This is a genomic window from Binatus sp. (SeqCode) (assembly GCF_050013435.1).
GTDB lineage: Bacteria > Desulfobacterota > Binatia > Binatales > Binataceae > Binatus.
Map to the genome: position 1 here is coordinate 1 of NZ_JBEKFG010000092.1, position 12,632 is coordinate 12,632.

Consider the following 12,632-nt stretch of genomic DNA (forward strand, 5'->3'; position numbering starts at 1 on the left):
ATGCGCTTCACCGAGGACGGGGTGGCGGCGCTGGCGGAGATCGCGGCCAAGGTCAACTCGCGCTCGGAAAATATCGGCGCGCGCCGGCTGCATACGGTGATCGAGCGGCTATTGGAAGAGCTGTCGTTCAGCGCGCCGGAACTGCAGGAACGCGATCTGACGATCGACGCCGCGTACGTTCACGGCCGCCTCGATGAAATCGTCAAGGACGAGGATCTGTCGCGGTATATTCTGTAGCTCCCGTTCACCGGTTACAATTGCTCCAACAGCCGCGCTCGGGCGTGGATTGCGCCGCGCGCTCAATACTGTTTTGATTTCCTTTTTTGGAGAGGTTGCCCAAGGCGTGAAAGAGGCCATCCACAATCGAGCCGCCGTGCTGATCGAAGCGCTGCCCTACATTCGGCGCTTTCGCGGCAAAACGTTCGTGATCAAATACGGCGGCCACGCGATGCAGAACGAGGAGTTGCGCGAAAGCTTCGCGCAGGAAGTCGTGCTGCTCGACCTGGTCGGGATCAACCCGATCATCGTGCACGGCGGCGGCCCGCAGATTACCGAACTTATCGGCAAGCTCGGACTGAAGTCGCGCTTCGTGCGCGGGATGCGCGTCACCGATCCGGCGACGATGGAAGCGGCCGAGATGGTCCTGCAGAGAATCAACAAAGACCTGGTGGCGACGATTTCGCGCAATGGCGGCCGCGCGGTTGGGCTTTCGGGCAAGGACGGCGACCTGATCAGGTCGCGCAAGATGCGGATGGTCGTGACCGATGACCACGGCAAACGCTCGCGGGTCGATATCGGGCTGGTCGGCGAAGTCGATCGGGTGAATCCGGAATTGCTGCGCACGCTCGAGGCCAACAACTTCATCCCGGTGATCGCGCCGACCGGGTTCGGCCGCGACGGTCAGACTTACAACATCAATGCCGACGTGGCCGCCGGCGAGATCGCGGCCGCGCTCAAAGCGGAAAAACTGATCCTGCTGAGCGACGTCGAAGGCGTCAAGGACAAGGACGGCAAATTGCTTCCGACGCTCGATGCCGCGGAAGCCAGGCGGCTGATCGCGCGCGGGGTGATTCACGAGGGGATGATTCCGAAGGTCGAATGTTGCATCGAGGCGCTGAACAAGGGCGTGGCGAAGACCCACATAATCGACGGCCGCGTCAAACACGCGGTGCTGCTGGAAATCTTCACCCGCTCGGGAATCGGCACCGAAGTGGTTCAGCGCCGCGCCAAAGTGTCGGCGTTGACGGACACGGCGCGTAGCGCAGAGGGCAGCGGCAAGGCGCGATGAACAATGCTGAGATAGTAGAACTCACGCATCGGCACATGGTCGATGTTTACGGATGCCTTCCGATCGCGTTCGCGCGCGGGCATGGCGCCTATCTGTATGACGGCGACGGCAATCGTTATCTCGATTTTTTCTGCGGGCTGGCGGTCACCAGTCTCGGTCATGGAAATCCCCGCGTCGTGCGCGCGATCAAGGAGCAGGCGGAAAAGCTCACGCACGTTTCCAACGTCTTTCACACGGAGCCGACTGCGCGATTGGTCGAGCGGCTGGCCGGTCGTTTCGGCGAGGGAAAAGTTTTCCTGGGCAATTCGGGGGCCGAAGCCAACGAGGCCGCGATCAAGCTCGCGCGGCGATGGGGCAACGGGCGCTTCGAGATTTTGACGGCGCTCGGATCGTTCCATGGACGCACGCTGGCTACCCTCACCGCGACCGGCCAGGAGCGATACCATCAGGGGTTTCAACCGTTGATGCCCGGTTTCAGGCTCGTGCCCTTCGACGACATCGCCGCGCTCGATCGCGCGCGGCGCGACGAAACCGTCGCCGTGATGGTCGAACCAATCCAGGGCGAGGGTGGCGTGGTCGTGCCGCGCGCGGATTACCTCAAGCGAATGCGCGACTGGTGCGATCGCAACAAGCTGCTGCTGATTCTGGACGAAGTGCAGACCGGAGTTGGGCGCACCGGGCGGTTTTTCGCCTACGAGCACGCCGGCATCAAGCCCGACATCGTGACGCTGGCCAAGGCGCTCGGCGGTGGAATCCCGATCGGCGCGATGATTGCGCGTCCCGAGGTCGCATCGAGCTTCACGCCCGGCAGCCATGGCAGCACGTTCGGCGGAAATCCGGTGGCGTGTGCGGCGGCGCTCGCCGTGATCGACGCGCTCGAGCAGGACGGCGTGCTGGACAACGCGTCGAGCGTCGGCGGCTATCTCCTCGAGCGGCTCGGCAAATTTGCGCGCTCGTGCGATCGAATCGTCGAAGTTCGTGGACTCGGAATGATCATCGGCGTGGTGCTCAAGCACGACGTGCGTCCGATCGTCGAGGAGTGCGTCAAGCAGCGGCTGCTGGTCAACGGCACCGCGGGCAACGTGCTGCGGCTGCTGCCGCCGCTGAACCTCAGCCGCGAGGAAGCCGACACCGGTCTTGCGATTATCGAAAATGCATTCAAGAGCGCGCCGGCTCCGAAATGAGCCGCGTCGCATACGCCAGATGAAACGCGATTTCCTCGACCTCAGTTCGCTCTCGCCCGCTGAACTCAGCGGACTGCTCACGCTTGGCGCGCGGCTCAAGGCCGAGCTCAAGATCGGGCTCGAGCATCCGTACCTGCGCGGCAAGACCCTCGCGATGGTATTTCAGAAGCCGTCGCTGCGGACGCGAGTCACGTTCGAGACCGGCATGGCGCAGCTTGGCGGGCATGCGATTTATCTCGCACCGAATGATATCGGTATCGGGGAGCGCGAATCGGTTAAGGACGTCGCGCGTAACATTTCGCGGTCCGTGGATTTGATCATGATTCGCACCTTTTCGCACGAGACCGCGGTCGAGTTGGCGCGCGAGGCCACCGTGCCGGTTATCAACGGGCTCACCGATTTGCTTCATCCGTGCCAGTTGCTCGCCGATCTGATGACACTGCAGGAACACTTCGGGCGCGATCTCAGGAAAGTCCGCGTCGCATTTGTGGGCGATGGATTCAACCTTGCGCAGAGCTGGATCGAGGCGGCCTCGATCGCGGGTTTCGAGCTTCGGCTGGCTTGCCCGAAGGGCTACGAGCCCGAGAAGGCGTTCATGAAGCGCCTGCGCGGCGAAGAAATCGGCACGCTCACTGACGATCCTGCCGAGGCGGTAAAGGACGCGGACGCGGTTTACACCGACACGTGGACTTCGATGGGCCGTGAGAAGGAAGCCGCGCAGCGCCGGCGCGACTTCAAGGGGTTCCAGGTCAATGATGCGCTGCTGCGCAATGCGCGCAAGAGCGCGATCGTAATGCATTGCCTGCCGGCGCATCGCGGCGAGGAAATCACCGACGACGTGATCGACGGACCGCGCTCGGTGGTGCTTGATCAAGCCGAGAATCGGCTGCATGCGCAGAAGGCGGTGATGGTCTGGCTGATACGTCCTGAAATTTTGCGGACTTCGCCGTCGCCAGAGTGACGGTCGGAGGAATCGTGGCAACCGAAGAAATAAAAAAAGTGGTGCTCGCTTATTCGGGCGGACTCGACACGTCGGTGATCCTGCGCTGGATCAAGGATCGCTTCGGATGCGAGGTGATCGCCTATTGCGCGGACATCGGGCAGGGCGACGAGACCGAGGGCCTGGAAGCGAAGGCGCTCAAGACCGGAGCGAGCAAACTTCATATCGTCGATCTTCGCGAGGAATTTGCCCGCGACTTCGTGTTCCCGATGATGCGCGCGAATGCCGTGTACGAGGCCTATTATCTGCTCGGCACGTCGATCGCGCGGCCGATGATCGCCAAGCAGCAGGTCGCGATAGCGCGCGAGGAAGGCGCCGACGCCGTCGCCCACGGCGCCACCGGCAAGGGCAACGACCAGGTGCGATTCGAGCTGACGTATGCGCGGCTTGCGCCGGATCTCAAGATCGTCGTGCCGTGGCGCCGTCTCGATTGGCCGTTCAAAGGCCGCGCCGACATGGTCGCATACGCCAGCGAAAAGAAGATTCCGGTGCCCGTGACCGCCGAGAAGCCGTACTCGATGGATCGCAACATGGTCCATGTCAGCTACGAGGGTGGTATCCTCGAGGACCCGTGGCGCGAGCCTTACAACGACATGTTCCGATTGACCGTCTCCCCCGAAGACGCGCCGAACAAGCCTGAGTACGTCGAAATCGAGTACGCCGGCGGCAATCCGGTCGCAATCAATGGAGAGCGGCTCACCCCCGCGCGGATTATCCAGCGCGCCAACGAAATCGCGGGCCGCCACGGGATCGGTCGCGTCGATTTGGTGGAGAACCGCTACGTCGGAATCAAATCGCGCGGAGTTTACGAGACGCCCGGGGTGACAATCCTCTTCCATGGGCACCGTGCGGTTGAGCAGCTCACGCTCGATCGCGAGGTGATGCATCTGCGCGACTCGCTTATCCCACGCTACGCGGAAATGGTGTATTACGGATATTGGTTTGCGCCCGAACGTGAGGCGCTGCAGGCGCTGATGGATAATACGCAGAAATACGTGAGCGGAGTCGCGCGGCTGAAGCTCTTCAAGGGCGGCGTATGGATCGCCGGACGCAAATCGCCGAACTCCTTGTACGATTCGAAGATCGCGAGTTTCGAGGAAGCGGGCGGGTTCAATCAGGCCGACGCCGATGGCTTCATCAGGCTCGCGGGCATGAGGCTCAGAGCGCTGGCTCGTGTGGACACCAAGAGCTGATCGTCAAATCGATCATCGAAGGACGCATCGAGTTGGGCAAGGTCATCCAGTTCAAGCCGCCGCGAACACCGCCCAAGCTGGTGCCCCGTCCGCGCACCGGAGATTGCGATCATTGCCATCACAAGATGGACGTCCATATCACCCATCCCGACGGTTCGATGAGTTGTGCGGCACGCGGATGCACCTGCCAATTGCGGCCCGCCAAGTGATGCGGCCTGCTCCGATCGTTTCGGATTGAAAGAGTGAAAGTGCGTCGCGGCCAGAAAAAGAAGGTTAAGACTGTGCCGGCCGGCGCCGCAGCGCGCAATCTCATCCGGGGAAGATTCACGCGCGGCCGCATCCCCGAGGTCGAAGCCTTCACCGCGTCGTTGCCCTTCGACCGGCGGCTTTTTCGGCACGATATTCGCGGGTCGATCGCGCATGCGCAGATGCTCGAGCGCGCCGGGCTGCTCAAGGCGAGCGAGTTGCGTGCAATCGTTGGTGGACTCGAGCGCATCGAAGATGAAATCGCGGATGGACGCTTCAAGTTCGATATCGCCGATGAAGACATCCACCTGGCCGTCGAGCGCCGGCTGATCGCGCTGATTGGTGAACCCGGGCGCAAGCTGCATACCGGACGTTCGCGCAACGATCAGGTCGCGCTCGACATGCGGCTCTATCTCCGCGACGAGATTGCCGGCGTGATCGCGCTGGTCGCCGGGCTTCGCGCCGTGCTGATTCGGCTCGCCAAGCGCCACCTCGCCACGATCATGCCGGGCTATACGCATTTGCAACGCGCGCAGCCGGTCACGCTCGCGCATCATTTGCTCGCCTACGTCGAGATGCTTGGCCGGGATCGCGAGCGCTTCGAGCAGTGCGCGGCGCGCACGGCGATCATGCCGCTCGGCGCAGGAGCTTTGGCGGGGACGACGCTGCGGCTGGACCGCCGGATGGTCGCGCGGGCGTTGGGCTTCAGGGCGATCACCGCCAACAGCATGGACGCGGTGTCGGATCGCGACTTCGTAATAGATTTTCTTTCGGCCGCCGCGCTCACGCAGGTGCATCTGTCGCGGATGAGCGAAGAAATAATTCTCTGGACGAGCACGGAGTTCGGGTTCGCGGCGTTGCCCGATGAATTTTCGACCGGTAGCTCGATGATGCCGCAGAAGAAGAATCCCGATCTGCTCGAACTGATCCGCGGCAAGACCGGCCGGGTAATCGGCGATTTGGTCGCGATGCTGACGGTTTTGAAGGGCCTTCCGCTGGCCTACAACTCGGACTTGCAGGAAGACAAGGAACGCGTGTTCGACGCGCTCGACGCGCTCAAGCCGGCGCTCGAACTGCTGGCGAAGTTCTGGCCGAAACTGCGGTTTGACACCAAGCGCATGCAAGCCTCAGCGGGAGGATTCGCGCTGGCCACAGATCTCGCGGAATACCTGGTCGGTCGCGGCACTCCGTTTCGCCGGGCGCATGAAATCGTCGGCGCGATAGTCCGCGAGACGGCCGAAGCGGGCCGGACGCTCGAGGATTTGAGCATCGCGGAGCTGCGACGGCATTCCAACGCGTTTGGCGCCGACGCGATCGCGATTCTTCGAGCCGAGAACTCGGTCGCCCGGCGTACGATCGAGGGCGGTCCGGCGCCTTCCACAGTCAAGCGCCGCCTCAAGGAGCTGGGACGTCGATGAATCGGGAAACCAACCGGGCGAAGTGGTTGACGTTTGCGCTCATGATTGCCGCGCTTGCAAGCGCGATGTTCCTCGGATGCGGCGTGAAGTCGCCGCCGATATCACCGGAGGCGGCGCGTCCCGAGAAAATCCTCGGCCTTGAGGCCGTCAATTCGAAAGATGGAGTTCGGCTGACCTGGGAGCGGCCCGAAAGCTACGCCGGCGGCCAAAAGATGCGCGACCTGGGCGGCTTTACAATCTTGCGCGCCCAAGAGGGTAAGCCTGTCAAGAAGATTGGTGACATCCAGGTGTATGATGAAGGGCGATTTCAGGTACAACACACTTTTACCTTCATCGACGGCGCGACCATCATGGGCAAGACCTATCATTACCAGGTGACCTCCAACACCAGCGACGGTTACGTCAGCGAGCCGTCGAACGATGTGACGGTCGTGCGCAAGGGTGCGGCGGCTCCGCCGAACCCGGAAAATTTCGTGGTGCCCACGCCAGTACCGCTGCGATAACGCCGGGTGCGAGCGGAACTACGCCGACGCGTCCGTTTATTCGCCGGGCTGCGCTATGATAGAAACGATCCTTCACCCATCGCACCGCCGTCGAGCGAGCAAAGCAGCCGCGTGACCGACGCCACATCGCAATGAACTACTTCGAATACCGCAACGATCAGCTATATGCCGAGGACGTGCCGATCGCCGATTTGGCGCGGCGAATCAACACGCCTTTTTTCGTTTATAGCGTGCGCACGCTGAAGCGGCACTTCCGGGTCTTCGACGAGGCCTTCGCCGGCACCGACCATTTGATCTGCTATGCGATGAAGGCGCTCTCGAATCTGAGCATCCTGAAATTGTTCGCCTCGATGGGCGCCGGATTCGATATCGTCTCCGTCGGCGAGCTGATGCGATGCCTGCGAATCGGCGCCGACCCGCGCAAGATCGTCTTCTCCGGCGTCGGCAAGACCGATGAGGAGATCGCGGCCGCGCTCGAAGCCGGCATCCTGATGATCAACGTCGAGTCGCGCCCGGAACTGCATCGCGTGGCCGAGGTCGCGGGCAGGATGAAGCGTCGCGCGCCGGTCAGCCTGCGCGTGAATCCCGATCTCGATCCGGGCACGCATCCGCACATTTCCACCGGCCATCGCGACAGCAAGTTTGGCGTGCCGCTCTCGCAGGTGGACGAATACTACGCGGAAGCGAGCGCGCTGCCTGCGCTTGAAATCGTCGGTCTGAGCACGCATATCGGATCGCAGATAACCGAGATGGCGCCGTTTGCCGAAGCGGGGCGGAAGGTTGCCGCGATTGTCGGGCGGCTCCGCAGCGCGGGAATCACGCTCAAGTACCTGGATCTCGGCGGCGGTCTCGGCATCCCCTATCAAGAGCAGCTGCCGCCGCCCTCGGAATACGCCCACGCTCTGCTGAAGCCGATCGCGGAGCTTGGGCTCAAGATAATCACCGAGCCGGGACGCGTGATGGTCGGCAACGCGGGCGTGTTGGTGACGCGAGTCCTCTATAACAAGCAGACCGACGTGAAGCGCTTCGTCGTTATCGATGGTGCGATGAACGATTTGATTCGGCCCGTGCTTTACCAGGCATACCATGCAATCGTTCCCGTCGATCGACGGATGCCCGGCAAGACCGTGACGGCGGACATCGTTGGTCCGGTTTGCGAGAGCGGCGATTTCTTCGCGCGCGAGCGTGAGATGGCTGAGCCCAGGGAGGGCGACCTGCTCGCCGTGATGAGCGCCGGCGCTTATGGCTTCGTCATGTCGTCGAACTACAATAGCCGCCCGCGCGCGCCTGAGATCCTGGTTGACGGCGCCGAAGTGCACGTGATTCGCGAGCGCGAGAGCTTCGAGGACCTGATCCGCGGCGAACACATAGTTACCCTCAAGCCGGCGTGAGAGCGCACAAACGCGATGGCAACGCTCGAATTCACCAAGATGCACGGATGCGGCAACGACTATATCTACCTCGTTGCTATGCACGCGCGTCCCGCCGATCCGTCCGCACTTTCGGTGAAGCTTTCTGACCGCCACTTCGGCGTAGGCAGCGACGGTCTGATCATGCTCGCGCCGTCAAGCAACGCCGACATACGAATGGAGATGTACAACGCGGACGGAAGCCGCAGCGCCATGTGCGGCAACGGAATCCGATGCCTTGCGCGGCTTGCCTTCGAGCGCGGCCTGGTGCGCGCGAATCCGATGGTCGTGGAGACCGACGCCGGGCTCAAGACGGTCGAGCTGCGGCTGGAACACCACCGCGTGGTCGGCGCGACGGTCGACATGGGCGAGCCGATCCTCGAAGGCCGCGACATCCCGGTCGATGCGGTCGGCCGAATTATAGACTATCCGCTGGATGTCGCAGGCATGCGCGAGTCGATCACGGCGTTATCGATGGGCAATCCGCATTGCGTCGTATTCGTTGCCGATGACGGCGTGTTCAAGCTGCAGGATCGTGATTTCGCGGAACTGGGCCGCAAGTTCGAGCATCATCCGTTCTTTCCCCGCCGCGTAAATACCGAGTTCATCATGGCCGTCTCGCGCCGCAATCTCAGGATGCGCGTGTGGGAGCGTGGCTCGGGCGAGACCTGGGCCTGCGGCACCGGGGCGTGCGCAGCAGTGGTCGCGGCGGTTCTGACAAATCACTCCGAACGGACCGCGACGGTGGAGTTGCGCGGCGGCAATCTTGAAATCGAATGGCGCGCCGAAGGAGCCGATGCGAATCACGTCTTCATGACCGGCGACGCCGTCGAGGTTTATCGTGGCGAGATCGAGCTGAGCGCGGGCGAGATGGTCCCGGTGAGTTGAATAAGGCGGGAGGCTTCAAACGATGTTCAATGGGGCACTGACGGCACTTGTTACGCCATTTCGCGATGGCGAGGTGGACGCGCCGGCGTTGCGCGACCTTATCGAGTGGCAGATTCAGAGCGGAATCGACGGGCTGGTCCCGTGCGGCTCGACCGGCGAGGCCGCCACGCTCACGCACGCCGAGCATGACGGCGTAATCAAGCTCACGATCGAGCAGGCGCGAAAGCGCGTTCCGATAATTGCGGGCACCGGCTCGAACTCGACTGCGGAGGCGATTCGGCTGACCGCGGCGGCGCGTGAGATGGGTGCGGACGGCGCGCTGTTGCTATCGCCCTATTACAACAAGCCCACCCAGGACGGCATCTTCAGGCACTACAAGATGATCGCGGCGAGCGTGGATTTGCCGCTGTTCGTGTACAACATCCCCGGTCGTACCGCCTCGAACATCGCGCCCGAGACCTTTGCGCGACTCAGCGAAATCAAGAATATCGTTGGCGTTAAGGAGGCGTCGGGCTCGATGGATCAGTCGTCCGACATCTTAAAGCTGTGCGGTGACCGGCTCGCGATCTTTTCCGGCGACGACGGCTTGACGCTGCCGCTGATCGCGCTCGGCGCCAAGGGTGTGATCGCGACGTCCAGTAACGTGGTTCCGCGCGAGATGCACGATCTTGCGGCCGCCGCGCTCCGCGGTGATCTCGTGAAGGCGCGCGAGATCCATTACCGATTGCTGCCGCTTATACGCGCGCTGTTCGTCGAAACGAATCCGATTCCCGTCAAGCAGGCGCTCGCGTTCATGGGCAAGTGCGCCAACGAGTTGCGCATGCCGCTGGTAACGATGACTGCAGGCCCCGCGGAGAAGTTGTGCATCGCGATGAAGGAACTCCGCCTCGTCTGATCGCTCATTGGTCGTGGTCGCGAATTAATCGCAGGAGAACAATATGGCTGCGGCATGGCTGGCCTTCTTCGATGCGCTGTTGTCGGTCGCGCTGATCGCGGCAGGAATTGTTGGCGCGCACTTCTACCTGATTGCGCCGTTCATGGGTTTCCAGTTGTTCGCAGTCGGGTTTCTGCTGAGCATCATGGGAGCCCTGATCGGGTTCATCGCGATTTTCATGACGCGCAAGCCTCAATTACGAGCCGGGCGCAATCGAGCTTTGGTGGGCACGGCGATATGCCTGCTGATCGCGTTGCCGTTAATCGTGACCGTGCTGCGCAGTTCGAAGTATCCGGCCATCAACGACATCACCACCGATTTCGATAATCCGCCCGAGTTCGTTTTCGCCCAGAAGCTGCAGCATGAGGCGGGGCGCGACATGAAATACGACAAGGCAAAGTACGCCGACAAGCAGCTGGCCGGTTACGGCCCGATCGGTCCGATCAAGGAGCGCCTCGAACCGTCGGCGGAATTCACGCGCGTATCAGATGTCGCCCGAGCCGCGCCTACGTGGAAGATTACCTATTCCGATCGGGCCAAGAATACGCTCGAGGTTGTCGTGACTTCGTGGCTGTTCCATTTCGAGGATGATGTCGTGATCCAGATTCGGCCGACTCCCGACGGCGTAAGCCTGATCGAGATGCGCTCGAAATCGCGCGACGGGATCGGCGATTTCGGCGTCAACGCCCGGCGTATCCGCCGTTTCTTTGATCGCGTCGCACTGGCCCGCGGCAAGGTCAACCCTCAAGAGGAACTGCCGTAAGGAGGCGGCGCCTCCAACTTGGGCGAGGTAAATTCCCCCTTACCCTTCTAACCGGGCGAAGCCCGCATCTCGCGACGGTGACCGCGCCCGCCAACGGCGGGCCGCCTTAACATTGGGTGCAGGGGTCATCCCTGCTTGAGCGCGCGAATCGTCCGCATCACGGCAGCGTTGCGATCTTCATTGACCGGATTCGTAAACACGATCGCAGTGCCAATTCCCGGCGCGCATAGGTCATGCAGCCGCTCGCGCACGCGCGCTTCCGAGCCGACCAGCAGGGTCGCATCGATCAGCTCGTTGCTGACCGCCTTGACGGCCGCGTCGCCGTCGCGCCCGGCGGCGCGAATCGCTGCGATTTCCCGCTCGAATCCCGAATGCGCCATCATGTTGCCGTAAAACTTGAGCGCGCCGTAGCGGGACAGGAGCTTGCGCGCGGGACGACGCGCGGCTTCGAGATCGTCTGAAATAAACGCGGTGGCGAATAGCGCCGCCTCGATCTGTTTCACGTCGCGGCCGCCGATCTGTGCGCCCTCGGACAACTCGCCGAGCGCTTCCTTGACCCGCGCGGGCGGAAAGAAGTTGAAAATGACGCCGTCTCCGATTTCGCCGGCCAGCTTCACCATCGGGCGCGATACCCCCGCCAGATAAAGTGGCAGCTTCGCGCTGACGCGCGGGCCGGTCTTGCCCCCCTCGAGCGCGGCGCGAAGAGTCTTCACCGTTTCGCGCATTCGGGTCAGCGGTATTCCCATTTCGATTCCCAGCGCTGAATTGCTCTCGCGATGGCCTGTGCCGAGACCGAGGATAAATCGTCCGCCGGTGAATTCCTGAACCGCAGCGGCTTCATTGGCGAGCAGATTCGGATGGCGCAGATAGATGTTCGTGATCGCAGTGCCGAGTTTGATTCGCTTGGTGTGAAGTCCGAGCGCGAGCGCGCACGCCAGCGAGTCGTTGTTCGCCTCGGTCATGAAGACGCCCGAAAAACCCGCGTCCTCCGCCGCCCGCGACCATTCGATCAGGCGCGCCGGCGGGCTGTCGGGAAGTATCGTGCAGGCAAGCGCAATTTTGGCCATGATGAATTTCCCTTTCGTCTGACTGCAGCCGACACTTTCATCAAGCAGCAGTTTCCGTCAAGCCGTGTGCCCGCCGGAACCGGGACGTTGTGCCGCCGAGTCCAAAATTGGCCGCGCCCGCTGGACTTTATCGCTGGTCGCATCGTACAGATATGGAGATTACCAACGATGGGGCCGCTTTTCCCGGGTCACATCTCTACCTGGAGGAGAAATGCGATGAAACGAATTGCGGTGGCATTGTTCGCGACAAGTATGTTGATGACGGCGGCGGGTGTGGGATTCGCAAAAGACCTTGGTGCGGCCGGGCTGGAAGAGGCGTTCATCGACGCGGTTGGGACCTGCGGTCCGTCGAGCAATGTGGCGGGCTCACTCGGCAAGAGTGACGATGCGCAGGTGAAGATTGCGCTTCGCGACGCGTTGATTACTGAAGCTGCCGACGACGCCGCCGCGGTCGCGGGCTCCAACAAGGCGCACAGCGACTGCATCAGGAAGGATCTCACGTCGCGCGGATATACTGAAAACGATATGGCCGCGCTGCCATATTGCGTTAAGCATGACTGGCCGGATCCGTTCACCAGCCTTGGCACGTGCGTGAAGAGTCACAGCCGTCTCGAGGGTGTGCTGAAGAAGTAGTCGCGCACACAGCTTGCTGAACGACGATTCGAATATCGGCGCGCTCCATCGCGGAGCGCGCCGATGCCGTCTTCCGTTCCTTCCTCGGCTTTTACTTGATCAATTG

13 protein-coding genes and 1 pseudogene are annotated in these 12,632 nt (G+C 62.1%); 13 read left to right on the forward strand and 1 reads right to left on the reverse strand.

From position 1 onward, the window contains the following. From hslU to ABSB13_RS15125, 12 genes and pseudogenes are all read left to right on the forward strand, one after another. Positions 1 to 237 (forward strand): annotated as a pseudogene (gene hslU, locus ABSB13_RS15070) (HslU--HslV peptidase ATPase subunit); the annotation flags it as partial. A gap of 106 nt (positions 238 to 343) precedes the next feature. Continuing rightward, complete coding sequence (gene argB / locus ABSB13_RS15075; RefSeq protein ID WP_428110019.1) at positions 344 to 1,288, forward strand: acetylglutamate kinase; 945 nt, start codon at positions 344 to 346, stop codon at positions 1,286 to 1,288. Further along, positions 1,285 to 2,472 (forward strand): aspartate aminotransferase family protein, encoded by a 1,188-nt coding sequence (locus ABSB13_RS15080; protein WP_428110020.1) that lies wholly within the window; start codon positions 1,285 to 1,287, stop codon positions 2,470 to 2,472. The genes argB and ABSB13_RS15080 overlap by 4 nt, the downstream gene beginning before the upstream one ends. A 19-nt stretch (positions 2,473 to 2,491) precedes the next feature. Next, entirely contained in the window at positions 2,492 to 3,433 is a 942-nt protein-coding gene (gene argF, locus ABSB13_RS15085; RefSeq protein WP_428110021.1) for an ornithine carbamoyltransferase, read from the forward strand. Positions 3,434 to 3,447: 14 nt separating this feature from the next. Next, positions 3,448 to 4,665, forward strand: coding sequence for an argininosuccinate synthase (locus tag ABSB13_RS15090; protein ID WP_428110023.1), 1,218 nt, complete (start codon positions 3,448 to 3,450; stop codon positions 4,663 to 4,665). Between the two features lie 32 nt (positions 4,666 to 4,697). Next, a complete protein-coding gene (locus tag ABSB13_RS15095; RefSeq protein WP_428110024.1) occupies positions 4,698 to 4,874 on the forward strand; it encodes a hypothetical protein in 177 nt (58 codons plus the stop codon). Between the two features lie 102 nt (positions 4,875 to 4,976). Next, positions 4,977 to 6,329: an argininosuccinate lyase gene (gene argH, locus ABSB13_RS15100; RefSeq protein ID WP_428110037.1), complete on the forward strand. Its 1,353-nt coding sequence runs from the start codon at positions 4,977 to 4,979 to the stop codon at positions 6,327 to 6,329. Further along, the gene (locus tag ABSB13_RS15105; protein WP_428110025.1) at positions 6,326 to 6,832 is read left to right on the forward strand and encodes a hypothetical protein; all 507 of its coding nucleotides are present in this window, start codon (positions 6,326 to 6,328) and stop codon (positions 6,830 to 6,832) included. The genes argH and ABSB13_RS15105 overlap by 4 nt, the downstream gene beginning before the upstream one ends. A 131-nt stretch (positions 6,833 to 6,963) precedes the next feature. Continuing rightward, a complete protein-coding gene (gene lysA, locus ABSB13_RS15110) occupies positions 6,964 to 8,223 on the forward strand; it encodes a diaminopimelate decarboxylase (RefSeq protein ID WP_428110027.1) in 1,260 nt (419 codons plus the stop codon). Positions 8,224 to 8,238: 15 nt separating this feature from the next. Beyond that, the gene (dapF, locus tag ABSB13_RS15115) at positions 8,239 to 9,129 is read left to right on the forward strand and encodes a diaminopimelate epimerase (protein ID WP_428110028.1); all 891 of its coding nucleotides are present in this window, start codon (positions 8,239 to 8,241) and stop codon (positions 9,127 to 9,129) included. A 22-nt stretch (positions 9,130 to 9,151) separates the two neighbouring features. Continuing rightward, on the forward strand, positions 9,152 to 10,024 hold the full coding sequence (gene dapA / locus ABSB13_RS15120) for a 4-hydroxy-tetrahydrodipicolinate synthase (protein WP_428110030.1): 873 nt from the start codon (positions 9,152 to 9,154) through the stop codon (positions 10,022 to 10,024). A 43-nt stretch (positions 10,025 to 10,067) separates the two neighbouring features. After that, entirely contained in the window at positions 10,068 to 10,826 is a 759-nt protein-coding gene (locus ABSB13_RS15125) for a DUF1499 domain-containing protein (protein WP_428110032.1), read from the forward strand. 125 nt (positions 10,827 to 10,951) lie between these two features. Here the strand turns inward: ABSB13_RS15125 and ABSB13_RS15130 are convergent, their stop codons facing one another. After that, positions 10,952 to 11,893, reverse strand: coding sequence for an LLM class flavin-dependent oxidoreductase (locus tag ABSB13_RS15130; protein ID WP_428110034.1), 942 nt, complete (start codon positions 11,891 to 11,893; stop codon positions 10,952 to 10,954). A 216-nt stretch (positions 11,894 to 12,109) separates the two neighbouring features. Here ABSB13_RS15130 and ABSB13_RS15135 point away from each other — a divergent pair, with 216 nt between their 5' ends. Next, on the forward strand, positions 12,110 to 12,526 hold the full coding sequence (locus ABSB13_RS15135) for a hypothetical protein (RefSeq protein ID WP_428110036.1): 417 nt from the start codon (positions 12,110 to 12,112) through the stop codon (positions 12,524 to 12,526). The last annotated feature ends 106 nt before the right edge of the window (positions 12,527 to 12,632 follow it).